Annotated in this window: 17 protein-coding genes and 1 pseudogene; 7 read left to right on the top strand and 11 right to left on the bottom strand. The window is 55.8% G+C overall.

All coding sequences use genetic code 11. The annotated features are described in order from the left end of the window. Positions 1 to 14 precede the first annotated feature (14 nt). Complete coding sequence (locus ACWIUF_RS11395; protein WP_448572487.1) at positions 15 to 869, bottom strand: transporter substrate-binding domain-containing protein; 855 nt, start codon at positions 867 to 869, stop codon at positions 15 to 17. A 354-nt stretch (positions 870 to 1,223) separates the two neighbouring features. Between ACWIUF_RS11395 and ACWIUF_RS11390 the strand changes: the two genes are divergently transcribed. From ACWIUF_RS11390 to ACWIUF_RS11380, 3 genes are all read left to right on the top strand, one after another. Next, positions 1,224 to 2,186 carry a M23 family metallopeptidase gene (locus ACWIUF_RS11390; protein ID WP_448572486.1) on the top strand — a complete coding sequence of 321 codons (963 nt, stop codon included), beginning with the start codon at positions 1,224 to 1,226 and terminating at the stop codon, positions 2,184 to 2,186. 144 nt (positions 2,187 to 2,330) lie between these two features. Continuing rightward, on the top strand, positions 2,331 to 2,921 hold the full coding sequence (locus ACWIUF_RS11385; protein ID WP_448572485.1) for a late competence development ComFB family protein: 591 nt from the start codon (positions 2,331 to 2,333) through the stop codon (positions 2,919 to 2,921). Between the two features lie 27 nt (positions 2,922 to 2,948). Continuing rightward, complete coding sequence (locus tag ACWIUF_RS11380; protein WP_448572484.1) at positions 2,949 to 3,395, top strand: retropepsin-like aspartic protease family protein; 447 nt, start codon at positions 2,949 to 2,951, stop codon at positions 3,393 to 3,395. 535 nt (positions 3,396 to 3,930) lie between these two features. Here the strand turns inward: ACWIUF_RS11380 and murG are convergent. The 5 genes from murG to ACWIUF_RS11355 all read right to left on the bottom strand — a co-directional run bounded on the left by murG (position 3,931) and on the right by ACWIUF_RS11355 (position 10,453). After that, a complete protein-coding gene (gene murG / locus ACWIUF_RS11375) occupies positions 3,931 to 4,998 on the bottom strand; it encodes an undecaprenyldiphospho-muramoylpentapeptide beta-N-acetylglucosaminyltransferase (RefSeq protein ID WP_448572483.1) in 1,068 nt (355 codons plus the stop codon). 176 nt (positions 4,999 to 5,174) lie between these two features. After that, on the bottom strand, positions 5,175 to 6,092 hold the full coding sequence (locus tag ACWIUF_RS11370) for an Rpn family recombination-promoting nuclease/putative transposase (RefSeq protein ID WP_448572482.1): 918 nt from the start codon (positions 6,090 to 6,092) through the stop codon (positions 5,175 to 5,177). 16 nt (positions 6,093 to 6,108) lie between these two features. Continuing rightward, on the bottom strand, positions 6,109 to 7,584 hold the full coding sequence (gene purF / locus ACWIUF_RS11365) for an amidophosphoribosyltransferase (protein WP_448572481.1): 1,476 nt from the start codon (positions 7,582 to 7,584) through the stop codon (positions 6,109 to 6,111). A gap of 651 nt (positions 7,585 to 8,235) precedes the next feature. Further along, positions 8,236 to 8,946 (bottom strand): HAD-IA family hydrolase, encoded by a 711-nt coding sequence (locus tag ACWIUF_RS11360; RefSeq protein WP_448572480.1) that lies wholly within the window; start codon positions 8,944 to 8,946, stop codon positions 8,236 to 8,238. Between the two features lie 28 nt (positions 8,947 to 8,974). Continuing rightward, entirely contained in the window at positions 8,975 to 10,453 is a 1,479-nt protein-coding gene (locus ACWIUF_RS11355) for an LCP family protein (RefSeq protein ID WP_448572479.1), read from the bottom strand. Positions 10,454 to 11,410: 957 nt separating this feature from the next. On the opposite strand from ACWIUF_RS11355, the gene ACWIUF_RS11350 reads away from it, so the two are divergent. Beyond that, positions 11,411 to 12,373 carry an RNA polymerase sigma factor, RpoD/SigA family gene (locus tag ACWIUF_RS11350; RefSeq protein WP_448572478.1) on the top strand — a complete coding sequence of 321 codons (963 nt, stop codon included), beginning with the start codon at positions 11,411 to 11,413 and terminating at the stop codon, positions 12,371 to 12,373. 200 nt (positions 12,374 to 12,573) lie between these two features. Here the strand turns inward: ACWIUF_RS11350 and lipB are convergent, their stop codons facing one another. Next, positions 12,574 to 13,308, bottom strand: a complete 735-nt coding sequence (gene lipB / locus ACWIUF_RS11345) for a lipoyl(octanoyl) transferase LipB (RefSeq protein WP_448572477.1) — start codon at positions 13,306 to 13,308, stop codon at positions 12,574 to 12,576. A gap of 234 nt (positions 13,309 to 13,542) precedes the next feature. On the opposite strand from lipB, the gene hpf reads away from it, so the two are divergent. Further along, on the top strand, positions 13,543 to 14,193 hold the full coding sequence (gene hpf / locus ACWIUF_RS11340; protein ID WP_448572476.1) for a ribosome hibernation-promoting factor, HPF/YfiA family: 651 nt from the start codon (positions 13,543 to 13,545) through the stop codon (positions 14,191 to 14,193). 285 nt (positions 14,194 to 14,478) lie between these two features. Continuing rightward, a complete protein-coding gene (locus ACWIUF_RS11335; protein WP_448572475.1) occupies positions 14,479 to 14,685 on the top strand; it encodes a hypothetical protein in 207 nt (68 codons plus the stop codon). 148 nt (positions 14,686 to 14,833) lie between these two features. Here the strand turns inward: ACWIUF_RS11335 and pap are convergent, their stop codons facing one another. The 4 genes from pap to ACWIUF_RS11315 form a co-directional block, all read right to left on the bottom strand. Continuing rightward, the gene (gene pap, locus ACWIUF_RS11330; RefSeq protein WP_448572474.1) at positions 14,834 to 16,333 is read right to left on the bottom strand and encodes a polyphosphate:AMP phosphotransferase; all 1,500 of its coding nucleotides are present in this window, start codon (positions 16,331 to 16,333) and stop codon (positions 14,834 to 14,836) included. 157 nt (positions 16,334 to 16,490) lie between these two features. Continuing rightward, positions 16,491 to 17,144, bottom strand: coding sequence for an ATP phosphoribosyltransferase (gene hisG / locus ACWIUF_RS11325; protein WP_448572473.1), 654 nt, complete (start codon positions 17,142 to 17,144; stop codon positions 16,491 to 16,493). A 67-nt stretch (positions 17,145 to 17,211) separates the two neighbouring features. Further along, positions 17,212 to 17,805 carry a GNAT family N-acetyltransferase gene (locus ACWIUF_RS11320; protein ID WP_448572472.1) on the bottom strand — a complete coding sequence of 198 codons (594 nt, stop codon included), beginning with the start codon at positions 17,803 to 17,805 and terminating at the stop codon, positions 17,212 to 17,214. Between the two features lie 78 nt (positions 17,806 to 17,883). After that, positions 17,884 to 19,053, bottom strand: a complete 1,170-nt coding sequence (locus ACWIUF_RS11315) for an aromatic ring-hydroxylating dioxygenase subunit alpha (protein WP_448572471.1) — start codon at positions 19,051 to 19,053, stop codon at positions 17,884 to 17,886. 259 nt (positions 19,054 to 19,312) lie between these two features. On the opposite strand from ACWIUF_RS11315, the pseudogene ACWIUF_RS11310 reads away from it, so the two are divergent. Then, positions 19,313 to 20,149 (top strand): annotated as a pseudogene (locus ACWIUF_RS11310) (F420-0:Gamma-glutamyl ligase); the annotation flags it as partial.

Genomic DNA, 20,149 nt, shown 5'->3' with positions numbered 1-20,149 from the left:
CTGAGCATTTTGATTTATTGCAGTGCAAACCATTGTCGAATCAAGCGATCGAGTTCACCATTCTCCCGCATTTCTTGCAAAACTCGATTCACCTCATCCACCAACTCTGAGGTTTTGGGAAAGGCGATCGCACTCCCCATCGGCTCCACATTGGGAATAATACTGACCATTAAAGTGGGATCATCTTCCAGGTAAACTTCAGCAATTTTGTCTTCGATAATGGCGGCATCAAGTTCAGCTTGACGGAGGGCTTGGATCAGTTCACTAATGCGCTGATGGCTGATGAGGGTCACGGGCATTGCTGTTGCGAGCTTTTGGGCGTAGGCGGCTTGAATGGACCCTAACTGGACACCAACCCGCTTCCCGGCCAGATCTGCCGTTTGGGTAAGGGGTTGCTCCTGACGACTGACGATCGTATTTTGGGACTCAAAGTAAACATCTGAGAAGGCAACCTTTTCCAGCCGTTCTGGGGTGGGTGTGATCGCCGCCATTGCCCAATCTAACTGATCGGCCTGCAAAGCTGGGATTAACTCGTTAAAGCTCATATCGCGCAGGGTGATCCTATAGCCTAGCCGCTGGGCAATATAGCGGGCGATCGCGATATCAAAACCCACAATCTCATGGGCATTCAGGCGCTCATCGCGATACTCGAAGGGCGGGTAATTGGTGGCAGTCCCCAGGGTTAGGGTGCCGCGATCGCTACCTGGGCTGCCGCTGGCCCTCGCCGGCCCAACCCCGCTGTCCAGTTGTGCCATTGCTGGTGCGGCGGTGACTGTTGCCAAGGCAAATACTGTTAAGGTCGTGCGCATACACTGCGCCACAAACTGCTGGCATACCAGCTTCCAGGAGTGCGACGACTGTCTAACCATACTTGGCACCGGATCACGAAAGGTCGTGCGGTATGGTAACAGACTTAGGCGAACCTGGGCGGTGGCTGTCTTGCTCAGGCGTGGCCGGGTTGAAGGGGCTCTGTGGAACGCGACGAAAGGCTGGGAATCAATAAAAATTAAGGGCGACCTTGGTTGCCTAACCCCTGTGTCCTGCGAGTAGACTATCATGCTGAAAACAATGGGTTGTCGGGTCGTAGATCGGCGCTAAGCCCCTTCGACAACGCCCTCCCCTCGACCGGCTCAGGGTGACCGGGCCTAATCCGTTCGGGCTGAGCCAGCCGAAGCCCTTCTCCTAAGCTTGACACAGGACTCGCCACTGCAATGCCCCTAACGATGAATCCAACCTTGAAACCAGACTTGGCCCCTGCCCCCCATCTTCGCGGGCGATCGGGCCTAGCCTACCTACTGTCCCTGGGGATGACCCTAGGGACAGTTCTGCCCACCCTACCCCTCCTGCCCCTGTCTGGCGTGGCGGTGGGCCTATTTACCCTCAGTTCTGCCGCCCAAGCATTGCAGGTACAGGTTACCCCCAGTAATCCCACCCTCGGCGACACCCTTGCGGTCATCGTTCAACCCGATGGTCCCGTAAATGAAGCGCCTACCGTCCAACTAGGGAATAAGCGCTATCCTGCCTTTGCCGTTGGCCCCAACCGTTACCGTGCCCTAGTACCTACCACGCCGTTAATGCGACCGGGAACCCTATCCTTGCAGGTGGTTGTGGGGGGACAGTCCCAATCCCTGAGCGTTGCCCTGGGTGGACGAGACTTCCCCACCCAGCGCCTCTGGCTCCCCCCCGGTAAGGATAATCTGGCAGGGACGGATTACGAATTCGATCGGGTGGATGCCTTCAAACGGATTGTCAGTCCCCAAAAGTTTTGGTCGGGTCCCTTCCTCCGGCCCAGTAATGCTGAGGTAACCACGGTTTACGGCGTGCGACGTTACTACAATGGCGAATTTGCCCAGGATTACTACCACCGAGGCGTAGACTATGGGGCTGGGACCGGTTCACCCGTGGTGGCCCCCGCTGCTGGCCAGGTGGCCTTAGTGGGGCGAGAGTCCCAAGGGTTTGTTATTCATGGCAATACGGTGGGTATTGATCACGGTCAGGGGGTCAGTAGTATTCTTATCCACTTGCATACCATTAATGTCCGTGAAGGCGACAGGGTGCAGGCAGGCCAAGTCATTGGTACGGTGGGATCAACTGGTGTTGCTACGGGTCCCCATTTGCACTGGGGGTTGTATGTTCATGGAGAGGCCGTTGATCCGGTTCCCTGGCGCTATCAGGGAATGGAGTAGGTAACCCCTGTCGGATGGACAACCCCTTGGCAGATGGGCTTTCGTCAGTAAGACTGGGGAAGGAACAGGTCTGTGGCTTGACCTGGGGTGCCCCCCTAGTGGCATAACAGCGGCGTTACAGCAGCACAGAGGCAAAGAGAAGATATGAGTAGTATTGAAAAAAAAGATATGAGTAGTATTGAAAAAATTGTTGAACAAGCCCTGCGGGATGGGTATCTCACACCGACAATGGAAGCTGAGGTGGGGCGGATTTGCGACACCGCTGCTGAATTATCAATTGAAGAATATATGGCCCTCGATCGCCTAATGGGGGCTTTACTTATTGGGGAAGTCGTTGCGGTGCCCCGCAAGCAGTTTATTAACGTTATGGAGGAATTAGTCCTGGCGGAGGCGATCTCGCGGGTTGCGGAGGTGGAGTCGTTACTGGAGCAGACCCTCGATCTGGCGGATATTGCTGCCTATGCGCTCAATCGTCTGCCTCCCCTGTATGCCACCACGGAGGGGGGCGCAGCCTACCAACGTCAACGGGCACAGGAGGAATTGCAAACCCTGATCACGGCCCAAGTGCAAGAGGCGATCACGGCTAATCTCCAGAAACCGGATGCACCGGGCGGCCCCGCCAAGCTGAAGGAGGTGACCGGGACCAAGGCGGTTGCTGGACAACTCAGTATCCTCCTGCGGGATCATGCCCAAAAGTTTGACCCCAGTGCGCCGATGGGTGGTGAATTCGCCTAGTGCCCCATCCTGATCAAGGAGGTTGACTTGGGAATCCTGGAAATATTGCTGGCATTGGGTGGGTTGTTGTTGGGCTGGCAGGTCACTGCCTCTACGGCCCAGCCTCGCTGCTTTCGGGCGGCCATTAAACGTCGCCAGGGGCAAAGCCCGGTGATTGATGTCCTGTTTAATCACCGCCAGTCCTTTGAGATGCTGGTGGACACGGGGGCAAGTATTACCACGATTACCCAGGCAATGGCCGAGGTACTTCAGGTTGAACCTAAGGAAACTGAAACCTTCCGGGTGGCAAGTGGGGAACTGGTGGAGTTGCCGATGGGGCAGGTGCAAGCCATTACGGTCAACGGGCGGGTGATGAAGAATCTGCGGGTCGCGATCGTGGCCTCAGATGAGGACATGGGTCTTTTGGGGCAGGATTTCCTCAACCAGTATCAAATCACGCTCAAAAAAAGTGTGATCGAGTTCCAAGCCCATTAAGCGATGGTTGTTGCTTCGCCATAGAAGGCGGCCAATATCCTGATCTGAGCGGATGACTATACTACAGCATTTATTTCTGAGCAATATGCAAACGATCCTTCTTTGGGGTTTCAATTGTGAACGCATTTCAACCGTTACTGATATGGCAATCCTCAAGGGTTTGTGAAGGATGGTGGCGAAAGCTTCTAGCCTGTGCGGGCAAGATGCCCACCCCACGCTTACACATCACCTGAGATTGCTATCCAGCACTTCCATACTTGGTGAGGGACAGACAAGGGGCTTAAGCTCCTTGTTCGCAAGGCTTGACCGTACTTCATTAGGGAGGGAATGGCTGGATGGGCAAAGGCAGTTTTTGCACTTCTCGTAATTGTTGCTATTTCTGGATTGGGATACGAGGCTTTTCAATGCGGATCTAATGACGCTGAGATGATGAGGAATCAGTCTGGAAGAGTTGAACGCCAAGATGTTAACATCCCCCACGGTATACCAGGTAATTCTCAATCAGAATCCCTGTTTTTCAAGGCATTTTTTAATTTTAAGATAACTGTTTAATGAGATTCGCGACCTGTTGGGCACTGTCGGGAACCGCGATTGCCCGTGCCCGATCGGCCATCTGAGCCAAGGCTCCCTCATCCTGAAGCAAGCTGAGGACCTTTTCCTGCAATAAAACTGGGGTTAATTGACTTTGAGGTAGCCACAATGCTGCACCCATATCGGCAAAAATTTGGGCGTTATAGGTTTGGTGATCCTCAGCGGCATAGGGATAGGGAATGAGAATTGACGGTGTTCCCGTCATCGCTAACTCGGTTAAACTACCTGCCCCTGCCCGACTAATCACTAGGTTCGCCCGCGTTAATAAACTTGCCACCTGATCTGAAAAGGGCAAGGCCAGATAATGGGGATGCTGTAATGCCATGCGATCGGGATCGTGTTCCCCTGTCAGATGCACGATCCAAATCCCCGCGTCTAACCAGGCTGGGGCACACTGGCGCACCAATTGGTTAACGGCGATGGCCCCCTGACTTCCCCCCACAACGACGAGCAAGGGCGCAGCATCGGGCACCGCCAACGGTAACGGGGCCTGGGTCGCTTGGAAAAACTGCGATCGCACGGGCGTGCCCACGGTCACGGTGTTCGCCTGGGGCAACCGGGCCGCTGCCTGCGCAAACCCGATCGCCGTCACCGTACACCAGCGACTCAGCCAGGTCGTCACCTTCCCCGGAATCGCATTCGACTCATGCAAAACGACGGGTAATCCCAGCGATCGCGCCGCCAAAATCGCCGGGGCCGCAATATAGCCCCCGGTTGTAAACACGCCACAGTACTGTCCCTGTTTTAACCAACGCCGAATCTGCACCGTAGCCAGTGCCATGCGCCCCAGCAGGCCCAGGGTTGAGAGTCCCAACCGTTGCTGCATCCCCCCGATCGCCACCGTCTTCAGGGGATAGTGGGGGGGGATGAGCGTGACCTCCAGGCGATCGGGCACCCCTAACCAGGTGATCTCATAATCAGGGAGTGCTTCAGCGACCGCTAAAGCTGGGAAAAGATGCCCCCCGGTACCGCTAGCGGCAATTAACAGACGTTTGGGCGTAGTTGGCGTCACAAGTATTTGGGTTCAGATGCGGGTCAGGATTGAGGTTCAGCTTATCGGACGACTGCGGGCCTTGGCAACTGGGTCCCGACGGTCCCTGGGTCCTAGTCGCCACACGGTTGGCCCCCTGCTTAAGCCCGATCTTGTCCCGATCGCCCAGCTAAGCCTAACGGTTGATCAAAACCTGATTACGATTCATTCCGTTCGCGCCGCGCCTCCAGCACAAAATCGGGGAGTTCCCCTAAAGCCGCAATTGAGGGGGCCGTTAAGGCCGCATCAACCAAGGTCTCCAGTTGCTCGACGGTTAACTGTTGGACCCATGTCTGCACTGGGGTGGGAACCTCACCAAAGCGATGGGTTAAGATCCGTAGAATTAATGCGGCTGCCTCTTCCTGGCGACCTTCCTGGCGACCTTCCTGGCGACCTTCCTGGCGACCTTCCTGGCGACCTTCCTGGCGACCCTTGAGTTCACCCTCTTGGAAAATCTCTTGATAAATGACCGATTCGCGCATAATCCCCTCCCGAAAAATTTGACGGATTAGCCCCTTGTCAAATTTTAAGCCAGCTAATAATTGCACGTAAGTAGAAACTTGCTGCCGTTCTGGCTCTGATTCTAACTGACGCACCCGTTGGGCGATTTGGCTTAGCCACTGCTCTGGATCAGGCTGATTGATCAAAACAGCAAAGGGGAGTAGGGCCGGATCAGCCAGCAGGGGTTGGGGGTCCTGCTCCCAAAGGCAAAGAACCTGATAGGGATGGACGGTTCCCTCGCAGGCAAAGCAAGTTTCAATCACCGTATCTGTTGGCGGGGGCAGGAGTAAAACCACCACTTGGGTAACGGGCAGCCGATAGCGGCGGTACAGGCGCACCCAATAGTCCAACATGCGCAGGGGCAGGGGCGGATCAGACTGGAGCTGGGTTTGGAACTCCAGATGCAAAATCCGGTTTGGGGTGCGGAGGAACACTACGGCGTCAGCCCGGAGGGGTTCGATGCTGAGTTCGGTTTTGAGGACGCTCACACGTTGGGGGGCCTCGCCGAGAAGCCAGGCCACGATCCGGTCTGGATATTTTTCGGCCAGGAGTTTACAAAGATTGTCAAAGGACATGGGGGATCTGACGCAACTATACGGTCATTGCGGGCGTTTTTTTCTCCAGGATGAGCTTCGATCGCTGCAGGGGTTCGGGCACCGGAACCGGATATTGGCCGTTAAAGCAAGCGGTACAGAAATGTTCCGGGTTATCCTGGGTTGCCTTCAGCATCCCTGCCTGGGATAGGTAGGCCAGACTGTCTACCTCAATTTGCTGCGCAATGTCTGCCACCGATCGCGTGGCGGCAATCAGTTGATCCTGGTTATCGGTGTCAATGCCATAGAAACAGGGATGGGTGACGGGCGGCGATGAAATGCGCATGTGGACTTCGGTTGCGCCCGCTTCCCGTAACGCTTTCACAATTTTGCGGCTGGTGGTCCCCCGCACGATCGAATCATCTACCAGAATCACCCGTTTCCCCTGGAGGACATCCCGTAGGGGGTTAAGTTTCATGCGAATGCCCTTTTCCCGCATCGATTGGGTAGGTTGGATAAAGGTGCGGCCCACGTAGCGGTTCTTGATGAGGCCCTCCGCATAGGGGATACCGGATTCCTGGGAAAAGCCGATCGCCGCAGGCACGCCAGAATCGGGCACCGCAATCACCATGTCCGCCTCCACAGCCGATTCCCGCGCCAACTGGCGACCTAGCAACATCCGATAACTATAGAGGCTCTCCCCCTGCATGACGCTATCGGGACGGGCAAAGTAGATCATCTCAAAAATACAGAGCTTGGGCTGGGGTTGGGCTACCCAATGGAATGAGGCTAACCCCGCCTCGGTGATCCAGACCATTTCACCCGGTTCCACATCCCGTAGGTATTCCGCCCCGATGATGTCCAGGGCGCAGGTTTCCGATGCCAGCACATAGGCCGGAGCCAGGTTCAATTCCCCCTGGTTCAATGTGCCAATCACCAGTGGACGAATGCCGTTGGGATCACGGGTGCCGATTAACCCCGCTGGGGTACCGATCACGAGGCTAAAAGCCCCCCGACATTGGTTAAACGCGCTAATGGCCCCCTCCAGCCAATCCTTGCCGGTATCGACTTCCTGGGCGATCGCTAGGGCAATCAATTCTGAGTCCGTTGTTGTTTTCAGGTCACATTGCTGTTGCTCCAGTTGTGTCCGGAGTTCAGTGGTATTGACCAGATTGCCATTGTGGGCAAGGGCGAGGGTACCGAGGCGGGTCTCCACGATCGCGGGTTGCGCATTGGCAATCCGGCTCGATCCCGTAGTCGAGTAGCGAGTATGGCCCACCGCCAAATGCCCCGGCAAGGTTTTGAGGATCGTTTCACTAAACACCTGGGAGACTAGGCCCATATCCTTGTGGACATAGATCCGGGTTGAGGCGGCGCCGATCGTATCAAAGGTCGCAATACCCGCCGATTCCTGACCCCGGTGCTGCAAGGCATAAAGGCCAAAATAGGTCAGAGTCGCCACATCCTCCCCAGGGGCATAGACCCCAAACACCCCGCAGGCTTCTTCCGGTTTATCGGCGTGATGCGGGGGCAATGATGCCCTGGAAGGTTCTGGCGGAGAGCCTGCGTGAACAGATGCGGGCAGGACAGGGGGGGCAAGATTGGGGAGATTCTCTGGTGAAGAGGCGACGCGAACAGGCTGATGAGGCATCATAGATTTAGCGTTAGGGCGTTAAGAGCAACAATTGGGCAAAGATGCAGTGGGTGGTGGGACCGGTTGCAGACAGCGCATCGCCGATCGGCGTCACGTACGGCCAACCTGGGCGGGGTGACGGCTTTGGCTAGGCCCCCTCGGCGGACCAGCAAACACAACCTGGGACCGTGCTTCCATTGTCTCTCCTAAAGCCAGTGAAGGACAGTCCGACAGGCCAAGCAGCCACACTGAAGGGGTGGGGTGGGGAATGAGTGTTTTCAGGGGTGTTGCCAGGATTGTTAAGCCATACTTAAGGTTCTCGCTTTTAACGTTAACCTGAGGTTAGTGATTTTCGCTACTGTTTTGGCGGCAAGACCTTTAGAACCAGAGCTGGTTACAAAACTTTATATTTCCGGAACATAACCCAATTTGGGTATGTCTGGGTGAGGATAAAAAAAGGCGGTCAACGCTACGAGCGCTCAACCGCCACTCTTCTCACAACAACACCCGCCCATTTTGGCGGGTTTTTTTATAAACGGCTATGCCTGCGGCTCAATAATTTTGTCGCCGGAGCCAAAACGCCTGTAGCCCTGCCTGCTGGGCACCCTGGTAGTCAGCCCGGTAGCTATCGCCAATATGAATGGCCTTGGCAGGGGGACAGTCATGCTTCTGGAGGGCGATCGCGAACACCTGGGGATCGGGTTTGGCCGCACCAGCAGCCGTGGAAATGGTCACCGTCGTGAAAAATTCTGCTAGCCCCAGCGTTTCTAGCACCGCAAAGAGCCGTGAATCAAAATTGGACAGCACGCCCAGTTGAATCCCGGCCTCTCGCCACTGGGCCAGGGTCGTCGGTACTTCGGGATAGACAAACCAGGGCTGGGCAGTGGCAAAGTGGTCATAGAGCGCTTGGAAGAAGGCGTCAAAGTCCTGAAACTGCTCCAGGTAGCCTGCGGCGGCAAAGGTCTCAATGGCCAGGGTTTGCCACCATTGGAACTCCTGCTGGTAGAGGGTATCTCGTTCAACCCCTGGGAAGGCCATCGGAGGGGCGGCGGCAAAGGCTTGAACAAAGGCATGATCGAGCCTCAGCGCATCGATCGCAACGCCAAACTGGCTAGCCACCTCCCGGTACACCGCTCCCACGCTGTCACGGACACCAAACAGGGTACCGACGGCATCCAGCAGGACCACAGGGGGCCGATCGGGCCGATTGACGAGGGCCTGATCGAGGGTGGCAATCGTGCAGGGGGAAGGATCGTTACTCAACCTCTATCGCCCTCAGACACGCCTGGGATCAATGCCACTGGCTCAATTCATCTGGCCCTAAGGGGGTCTTGGGGGCTTCCGGCCAATCGGCCCCCACCCGAATCGTCACATCGGACTCAATATCCCCGATCGACGCTGCCTCCACCCGTCCGTGGCCCAGGAGTTTCTGGAGGCGATCGGCCCCCTGTAGGTCCCCCTGTTGGGCAATAATTTCTGTCTGGCGGAGGGTATCGGGCCAATCTTCAATGACATAGACATGATCAAACCCCTTGTCCTGGAGATAGTCCGCCACCCGATGTCCCACCCCCGGTTGCCCTGATGCGTTTTGGACCGCAATCCGCAGGACGGTCGCGTGTTCGCGATCGTCAGCCAGGGTGGGGGTTGTGCGCCAAAGATCCCGGCTGGGGGTGATCTTGAAGTAGCTCTGCAACACCCGATCGCGGCGATCGGCATCGACTAACCAATAGCTAGCGGCAAATTCACTCGGATCACTGAAGCGCCCTGGCAACATCACCATCTTGACACTGTCCCCATCCAGCTTTAGCCCGAAATTCACTAGGGCCAGGGTTTCCTCCAAACTCAGGTTGGTGTCCAGGTAGCGTTGCATTAAACGGACGATCTCTGGCAGCCTCGGTAAGACCGTTGGACTGATTAAGCGCTGTCGCAGGGCTGATAGCAATACCTGCTGTCGCTGGACGCGGCCAATATCGCCATACGCTGTGCCTCGAAATCGGGCAAACTGTTCCGCCTGATCGCCATTCAGGGTTTGCCAGCCTTGATCGAGATTAATGTCGAGCTTTTGGGTCCTATCCGTATAGGACATGGCCTTGGGGACAAAGACCTCCACCCCCCCTAACACATCGACCAGTTCCCGCAGGGCATCCGTACTCACCCGAATGTAGCGATCGATGGCAATATCGCCCAACGCCCGGCTGACCACCCGTGCCGTGAGGGCCGGTCCACCCAACGCATTTGCATGGTTAATTTTGGTCAGACCCACGCCCGGGATCTGGACCTGGGTATCGCGGGGGATAGACAATACACTCAGCGAGTAATCATTGGGATCAAAACGCAGCAGTAACAGGGTGTCACTTCGCCCCGTAAAGACTTCCGGCGAATCGGGCGGCACATCCGGCACCCGATCGATGCCCATCACCAAGATCTGAACAGGGCGAGTCAAGCGATACTGGAAGCCGCCACGCCAGGGATTTGCCGGACGTCCGGCTGTTGATGAGTTGACCAGACCGATCGGCGGCAGGGGCGTCATGAGCATGAGAACGGCCCCCAGGGTGGCAGAAGCCGTGGTAGTAATGACAAACGCAAAACTCCAGAACAACCACCGGGCCAAATTAGCCTTACCGGAGACCGGGGGCGTAGCAGCCGACATCGGGGGCTGTTGGGAGGTCGGCGTTGCCGCATCAGTCCCCTCGGATAAGACATCCGTCGTTGTGCCTGGGGGCGCAGCGATCGGATCAACGGGTTCTAAATGCTCATTTGCCTGGTTCATGCCTTCAAGCACGCTGACCTCTCTTTACCGGGTGTCCTAGGGGGTATGGGGTATTTGCTGATGGTGATTGGAAGCAAGATCACAGGGCTAGATGGGTGCGAATCCTTAGGCGTTGTTTTCGCTGGCGAGGGGCGCACCTCTCATGCACACTTTTGAGCCGCTGATCCACATTCCTTGCTCACGCCAATTTCGCAATGATTTCGCAACAATGTTTAACATTACAGCCCAACGTGATTATAAGATACTCGGTGAAATCTTGTGGGGCCGGATGAAAGGGCTGGGAAAGGAGAACAGTTGTTGGCATCCCCTCTAGAATCCTGTCCTGACGATGGTATTAACGGCAATCCACCGTGGCAAAGTACGGCTATCCCCCCCGACTCAGTGGGGGATGGTGTTGCATGATAAAGGTTCTCAGAAAACGTCTGAGACAACCCGCACCTGATGCGGAATTGCCCAGGTGTGGCGTTGACACGCCTCGTGGCTCCATCCCGATTAATCCACCCATTGCTGCCGAGGCGCAATCACCACACGTACCAAACTATACCGTTAGGGGGAGGATCAACCCAGGGGCACTTGGTAAAGTGAGGGATAACAATGGCGCTAGGGTTAACGCGTTGGTAGGCGGCGTTGGTATCGCCCAACTCACCCAAACCAACCAGCAGAAATTCACCCGATTGGGTGAACTTTTTTGCCCCAGTCACCGTCTAAACTATGGTCAACGAGAAAAACTGAAGTCATACCGACTTCTAGGTAAGGTGTTATTAGGTCACGAGTTTGAGTCTTGGAGTGTACTGAGTTCCCCATGCTGCTGAGCACCCCCATTGCGCTTTGAAGGACTCAATGCTGCGTTAGGGGTTGGGCTTGGGTCTAAATGGATACAGGCATAGGCTGATCCTATTCCTTGGCCATCAGTTCTGTCTGCTTTGGATCGCTAAAGTTCGTTCGTTAGGTATCACCATGAAAACAAAGGACTCTGCACTCAAAACCGATATGGTCCGGACGTACCTGCATGAAATCGGTCGGGTTCCGCTGCTGACGCCGGAGCAGGAGATCGACTATGGCAAGCAGGTCCAACAGATGATGGCCCTCCTGACGGCGAAGGAAAAGCTGGCAAAACGACTGGACCGGGAACCTAGCCATGCGGAATGGGCGGAGGCGGTGAAGCTGGACGAGACGGAACTGCAACGCCAACTCCGCCAAGGGCAACGGGCCAAGCAAAAGATGATTGAGGCCAATCTTCGCCTGGTTGTGTCGATCGCGAAAAAATACCAACGTCGCAATCTGGAGTTCCTCGATTTGATCCAGGAGGGCAGCTTGGGCCTGGAACGCGGGGTGGAGAAGTTTGATCCCATGCGGGGCTATAAGTTCTCGACCTATGCCTATTGGTGGATTCGCCAAGCCATCACCCGGGCGATCGCCCAGCAGGCCCGCACAGTGCGCCTCCCAATTCATATCACGGAGAAGCTCAACCAAATTAAGCGGGTACAGCGGGAACTGGCCCAAACTCTGGGGCGCAGCGCTACGGCAGCCGATATTGCTAGAGCACTGGAGCTAGAGCCGGAGCAGGTGCGCGAATACCTCACCCTATCCCGTCAGCCCGTTTCCCTGGATGTCCGCGTGGGGGATAACCAGGACACGGAACTTCAGGAATTGCTGGAGGACGAGAATATCTCACCCGAAGAATTCACCACCCAAGAAGCCCTACGCCAGGATTTGCGGGATCTTATGGATGAACTCACCCCGCAGCAACGGGAAGTCTTGAGCCTGCGGTTTGGTTTGGAGGATGGCTATAGCCTGTCCCTAGCGAAGGTGGGAGAGCGGATGCGCCTGAGCCGGGAGCGGGTACGCCAACTGGAACGCCAGGGCCTTGATCACCTGCGCCGTCGTCGGGCAATGGTGCGGGAGTACCTAGCTAGTTAAACGCAGGTTAGATGGGTGCGATCGCGCCTATCTTAGCCAGTGGTTGGGAATCCACAGGGCAGGCAGGGTGCCTGCCCGCCTGATCGCTGGAGGCGAGGGCAAGTCAAGCTTCAAGCTTCAACATTCTAAATGGGCGGGTTGATGGGGGTGACGGGTTCCCCAGATTTTGGGGGGCAACCCGTCCCTACACAATGCGACCTTCAAAATTCGTCTCCCCTTGTGAGCTTAGACGCTAGCTCCGAGAGGGTGACTTCTTGCCAGTTCAGGCCAAAGACGTTACCAAAGGTCTGAATCAGACGGGGTTGGACATCGGCGATCGTGATTCCTGGGAGGAACTGGGCCAGACTCCCTACGGGTTTATCGGCAATCCCACAGGGCACGATCGCGCCAAAGTGGCTCAGGTCGGGGCAGACGTTGAGGGCAAAACCGTGCATTGTAATCCAGCGGCTCACCTTAATCCCGATCGCGGCAAGCTTATAGCCTTCCAGCCAGACCCCCGTTAGTCCAGCCAGCCGATCGGCCCTTAAGCCATAGGTGGCCAGGGTTTGGATAATAACTTCCTCCAGTTGCCGTAAATACCAGTGCAAATCCAGCCGATAGCGGCGGAGGTTGAGGATCGGATACCCCACCAGTTGTCCTGGACCGTGGTAAGTGACTTCGCCCCCCCGCTCAGTGCGGTGGATGGGGAAGGGGCTAGCGTTTGGGGCTACCTTAAGATACTGTTCGCTGGCGCCTTGCCCTAAGGTGTAGACAGGGGGATGTTCAAGCAGTAGCAACACATCCACGAGGTCGGGGCGATCGCGGCGGGCAGTCATTAATTTTTGTTGCCAAACCAGGGCTTCGGTATAGTCGAGCGCTCCCGGTAGGCAGAGGTAACCCGGATATCTGTCCAGATGGGGGGTGTTTGCACCCGTGTCAATACGGCTATTAAACATGTAATCGCGTATCTTTGGAAACCAAAAAAATCAATACCTGCAAAACTTTATTAAAAAATGTATATAACAAAATGCTTAAAAATTTTAGCAAGTCAACAGAAATACCCTATAGGGAGCCGTTGGTTGTCCCTGCGAATTATGGGGAGATGCAAAGGATCTTAAAGTGATGATGTAAGCTAAAACACGGTCTGCTACAGTAAAGGAACAACCCAATTATGAGGGGAGGAAGCTTTTATGAAGCTTGTTATCCAGGGCAAAAATATTGAGATTACTGAAGCGATTCATGAGTACGTGCTTCAAAAGATTGAGAAAGCCGTCAGCCATTTTCAGGCATTGATTACCGAGATTGATGTTCACCTGTCAGTGGCGCGGAACCCTCGGATAAACCCCAAGCAGACCGCAGAAGTTACGGTGTATGCCAATGGTACGGTGATCCGCGCTGAAGAAAGCAGCGAAAATTTGTATGCCAGCATTGATCTGGTTGCTGACAAGATTGCGCGGCAGTTGCGCAAGTATAAAGAGAAACGGCACGATCGCAAGGTCCAAGCCCAACCCAAGACCGGAACGACTGTGACTGAGCAGCCCGTTGCTGCCGATCTCTTGGCGGGGAAAGCCCCTAGCCTGCCGGAGGAAGTGGTGCGGACCAAGTATTTTGCCATGCCACCCATGACGGTCCAAGAGGCCCTGGAACAGTTGGAATTGGTCGATCATGATTTCTATATGTTCCGCAATGCTGAAACCAATGAAATTAATGTGATTTACGAGCGGAATCATGGGGGGTATGGCGTGATCCAGCCCCGTCAGAGCAACGACAATGGTCGTGCCAGTCGGCCCAGCCAAGAGGTGCATTTAGGGGTGGAAAAACACCCGATCGCGCGATCGTAACGGTTGGTAGCGTCAACTCGCGCTTGCCTGACGCAGGCAACCCGCTGAGTGGTCAGGCTGAAGGCTAAAACACGACTCCGTTGTTGGGGAAGGGGTTGGCCCAATGGCGCAGAGGGGATGCTAGGACCACGCAGGGTGTTGTTGGCTTAGAATCTCTCAGGACCCCTCCCAGTCATGGGAGGGGCTAGTTGTTCTCGGCACTATCCCAGTCGTCGCCGCCACGCGGGCCTTTTCTACGATTTCCAGGACTGGAGGGAGACTGTCGAGGTGAAGGGCTGAAGGGACATGCGGGAGGTAGTGGTTGGGGGTGTCGGGACGGCGATCGTTCAGGAGAATATCCAGTATCCGTTGCTCTCCGTCTGCAATCCCCGGACTTGCGGTTGGATCTCGCGGACCTTTGTAGACGCTCGACCTGTCTTGCCGGTTCTCAGCCGCCAGGTTAACCCAAGCTTGGATGGTTGGACGATTTGCCCCCACGGAGAATGGATCTAGACGCTCATCGGTCTAATGTTCCACGCCCTCATCTGGCTACTGATAGCGATAGTCAGGCTCATTAGGACATTGCAAAGGCTGTGATCAACAAGGGGCTGACGCCCCTTGTCCTAACCTGGAGACAATAGCTACTTAATTTCCGTCAGTCCTACGCGGCTTTTTTGCGGCGTTTTAGCTCCTGTTCGATCGCATCCGAGACCGTATCCAGAATCTTCACCCGTGCGTAGTACTTATCATTGGCCGCCACCAGGGTCCAGGGGGCCGTGGAGGTGCTGGTGCGTTGGAGCATTTGGTTGACGGCGACTTCGTATAGGGGCCACCGTTCCCGATTTCGCCAATCCTCATCGGTGAGTTTATAGGTTTTGAAAGGATCATTCTGGCGTTCTTCAAACCGCCGAAGTTGTTCCTCTGGGCTGATATGCAACCAGAATTTGACCAACACATACCCCGCCCCCGTCAGTTGGGATTCAAATTCATTGATCTCGCGGTAGGCCCGCCGCCATTCCTCATCCGTGGCAAAGTGTTCAATCCGTTCCACGAGGACGCGCCCATACCAACTGCGATCGAAAATACCAATCTGGCCCACTGTGGGCAGGCGTCGCCAGAAACGCCAGAGGTAGTGGTGATCCTTCTCCTCGTGGGTGGGGGCTGCAAAGGGATAAACGAAATAACTGCGAGGGTCGAGGATATCCGTGAGCCGCTTAATGGCTCCCCCTTTACCTGCTGCATCCCATCCCTCAAACAAGATCAGGACCGGGACATTTTCCTTAAAAATGCTGATCTGAAGCTGTCGCAGGCGTACCTGTTCCTCCCGCAATTTCTTTTTATAGGCATCGGCACTCAAGGATTTGGTGAGATCGACCTGGGCCAGCAGATCGGGTTCCGTCGGTTCGAGCTTCGCCTGGGGGGGATAGATTACCGGGGGCGGTTGAATTTTGCGACGATCGAGGGCTTCGGTGAGGGTGGCCGCCATCTGGCTCAACACCTTGACCCGCGCCCAACGTTCACAATCCCCTTCAATCAAGGTCCAGGGCGCTTGTCCGCTACTGGTGCTGAGGAGCATATCCTCCGCCAGGGCACAGTAGCGATCGTAGTTCTTCTGCTGTTGCCAATCTTCGGGCCGCACCCGCCAGGATTCGAGGGGGTGTTCCGCATAGTCCTTGAGGCGGTTTTTGAGTTCTTGGCGGCTCAGGTGAATCCAATACTTGACGATCGCTACCCCATCATCAAACAACTGCCGCTCAAAGGCACTAATGTCCCGGAACAGGTTCGGAACCCGATTCTCTGCAACCCGCCCAAAGAGACGATCCTCCAGAACGTGGGTATACCAGCTATGGTAAAACACCCCCAAATTGCCCCGTGCCGGTAACCGTTGCCAAAACCGCCAGAGAAAAGGATAGTAGCGTTCCTGTTCCGTGGGTGGCCAGATGGGGTGGACCGTAAAGCTTCTGGGGTCCATATATTGGACCATCTTGCGTACCAGTGCCCCCTTCCCTGCTGCTGCCCAACCTTCCAAAACCACCACGATCGGGAGTTTTTGATCCCGACAGGCATTTTGCAAGTTATGCAACTGGTGCATGAGGGTTTCAATCTGTTGGCGGTAGCTTGCCTTATCCAGGGTCAAGTTCAGGTCAAGGGTCTCTAACATAGAAGCGCCGCGTATTGGGGAATACGTCCCCCACGTTAGCAGGCGATCGCGGGAAGGCGTGGATTTATCCAGATTTTGTTAGGCTTCCAGGAGACCCGCCTGACATCGCCCTCCCAGCGGGGGAAGCAGGGCGGCAGCAAAGCGATAGCGGGTGCCATCAAGCTGAGGGGACGGGTGGGGCGATCGCCTGCCTCAGGGCCGCAATCTGGGTCTGCAGGTCATAGACATTGAGTCGATAGCTGAGGGGATGGGCAATCAGACGGGCCGTGCTACTGAACAACACCTCAATCTCCGTCAAGCCATTTTCCTGGAGTGTGCGTCCAGTTGAAACCAGATCCACAATCGCCTCCGACATCCCCGTAATCGGTCCCAACTCCACCGAGCCATAGAGGGGAATAATTTCCACGGCCAAATCGAGGGACTGGAAATATTCATTGGCACACCGGGCATATTTGGAGGCAACGCGGCAGTTATCCGGTAGCTCTAGGGCCGAGCGATAGGGGCTGGTGGCCTTGACGGCCACCGACATCCGGCAGGTGCCGAAACCCAAATCGATGAGATGGGCCACGTTGGGGCTTTTTTCCCGCAGCACATCATAGCCGACAATCCCTAACTGGGCCTGACCATATTCCACATAAACCGGCACGTCTTGGGCACGAACCAGCAACCCCTTGGCCGTTTGGGTTGGATCAAGCAGTTGCAATTGGCGGTTAGATTCTGCCAGAAATTCACTGAAATCGAGGCCAATACGTTTGAGAAGGCGAATACTATCCTTCAGCAGGGCACCTTTGGGCAGGGCGATCGTAATCATGGAAGCGGGGGGAGCTACGGGCAGGTCGCGACCTATTGTATAGCAATTTATATCGCCATCCCTGTCCCTATCTGTCGAGCTGCTGTGCCTGCTTCCAGTCAGATTGCAAAATCGCATAGAGTTTCAGATCACAATAGCGACCCTGATGGCAGAGGGCTTCTCGCAGCAGCCCCTCGTAGTACATACCCACCTTTTCCATTACACGGGCCGAGGCGTGGTTCTCCACTAAACACAAGGCTTCAATCCGATTGAGGGGGAGGGTACTAAAGCAAAACGTAATCACTGCTTGCAGCGCTTCTGGCATCAACCCCTGGCCCCAGTAGGCCCGTCCCAGGGCATAGCCCACTTCAATGCGGGCATGGGCAATATGCCAAAACCCAAAGCCGCAGGTGCCAATGACCTTACCTACCGCCTGATGCACAATCGCCCAGCTTGCTGGTTGTAGGCTGGTGTATTTCGCCAATTCAGCCTCAATAAACTGTTCACTATCCTCGCGCGATCGATGGGTTTGCCAGAGGGTGTAGCGCGACACCAGGGGGTCGGCAGCATAGGCAAAAACGTCGTCCGTATCCGCGATCGTCAATTTCCGCAGACACAAACGTGGGGTCACCAAAGTTGGCAAGTCGCAAAAAATATCGGGAATAGTTGAAGAAGCACCCATGATTCAGAAGTGTGAAGCGCAAACGAGGCAGTGGACAGTAGGCAGTGGGCTGTGGGCAGTAGGCCGTATTTTCATCCTTTACCCTTCACGCTTGACTCCACTGGCCTGTCGCTGGATCAACCGCTGCACCTGCAACAGGGCGGGGTTGAGTTCATAATTGCGGGGGCTATCCCCCCGCTCCACAGCCTGTTGTTCTTCTTCGATCATCAGGACATCCTGGCGGATTAACCCTTCCAGTAGCCCCTTAGCCGTCCCGGATAGGCGGTTTTTGAAAAAACGACGCACGGCGATCGGGAGTTTGTGTAGGCGCGGGAAAGCATTCAGGGAAGTGAAATGCAGCAAGTAGGCCCGGGTTTGGGTGGCGGAAACCGGGCAGAAGAGACAGTAGATCTTAAAATCCTGACCCAGGGTGGAGGTCCAGTGGGGATAGATATAACGAACATCAAGGGGGTCGGGATGCAGGCGGCGCAACGCGGGGAAGAAAAGCTGGGAGACGGACCAAATTTTATCGATGCGGTAGTAGCTTTGGGCCTGGTAGTGGGCATGGACCTGACGATCGTCGGCTTCAATACGCTCCAATTTCGCCGATGCCCAGGCTTGGTAGTTCTCATGTAGATGGCCGTGGTACATATCCATCAGGTTTTCGATCAGGAAGGAAAAATGGGCCTGACAATCAATCACGGCGACGGAACCGATATAGTTCAAATGTTCCCATTCTGGTATGTCTAACCGAGGGATGGTATCCGCCAAGGCAACTTCCCCTGGGAAGACCCAGATGAAGCCATCCTGCTCCCGCACCGGGAAGGGGCGAAGGCGACAGGTGGGTAATTGCTGATTCTCGGCCAGATAGGGCACGTGGACACAAGCCCCTTCGCCGTTGAATTGCCAACCGTGGTAGGCGCATTCGATCGCATCCCCGATGACGATCCCATGACTCAATTTCACTTGACGATGGGGGCACCGATCTTCCAGGGCTTGAATCTGGCCCTGGTGATCGCGATATAAGACGATCGGCATTTCCCAGAGGCAGCGACTGACCGGAGCCGTCGTCACTTCTGTACTTTGGGCGACCACGTACCAATGGTTTGGGTTAATGCCTAGTTGCCGGAGGGGGACCTGGGATTGCGGCTGCGGTGAGGGGGGCTGGGACAAGGGAAGTGCCGCTTCCCCGTTGGCAGGGGGGGCTTCGTGATCGGCATTAGCTGCGATCGTTGGGGCAGTCGTAACCTGTAAGGTGTCCTCTGGCATAGTGGCAAGCTCGCGTTTCCTTTCCGGTCAGCAGGGTTGCCCACGCTAGGTATTTAAACGTGGTGGCACTGGGCAACTTCTAGCCAAGGATACTACAGTTCCCCCTAGCGTCTGAAGGATGCTCCGCTAGATCTCAGGTTTGGCAGTTCGCGCTATTATCCTCATGCAGGTTTTGGGGGGCTACCCCACCATGCAAAGCCAATGAATTGAAACTGCAACCTTCAAACTGCAAACTCACAAGGGGTTAGGGTAAACCGTTATGGTGGTTATCGACATAGGGATCGGGGTGCTGGTCCTGATCGGGTTAGGACTGTTGGCGATCGAGATCCAGTACCGTCGTCGTCCCGGTAATGATCTGGACCTGACCCTGGGACACTGGCAGGAAACGATCGCGACACCGACCCATCGCGTTTGGGTGGGGGAAATGGAACTGGTTAACCGCACCCGTCGCCTGGAAATTATGGTGCCGGAACTATGGGCCAAAACCCAATTGCTGTCGCAGAGCAACTTGGCGGGCATTACCTGCGAAACCACGGTCACCCCTGCCCATGCGGATGCTCCTGCCCGCGCCGATGGCTATTGGTTTGCCTATATCGTCAAAATCCGTAAAACCACCCGCCTCAAGGTGACGGTGACGATTCGGGGTGATGATCTCAGTGCCCTAGAGTCTGCCTGGGTACAGGTCCACTACGTCACCTATGGTCCCCAGGGCCGTATTCCGAAATCCCGGCATTTGGTGCTGCCCCTAGCCGCACCGCCAGCCGTAGCCGCAGCCCCCCAGTGGCAGACGGTCGATACGCTGCGGGTCCTGCCGATTCACACCCATTTGTTAACCCATTTGGATGATCCGGTGGCCGTGGTCCAGCGGTACGTGGAACCCTATGCCCAACCTGGGGATGTGGTGACGATCGGGGAGACCCCCCTGGCCATTATGCAGGGCCGGTGGCGACACCCCAGCGAGATCCAACCGGGCTGGCTAGCCCGTCGCCTCTGCTACTATTTCCTCCCCACCTCCAGTTTGGCGACGGCCTGCGGTTTGCAATCCCTTGTAGATTTGGTGGGGCCTTGGCGGGTATTGGGGGCCTTCCTGGGGGGG

Source organism: Trichothermofontia sp. (assembly GCF_053493415.1).
This window is presented reverse-complemented; position numbering and strand designations above follow the sequence as displayed.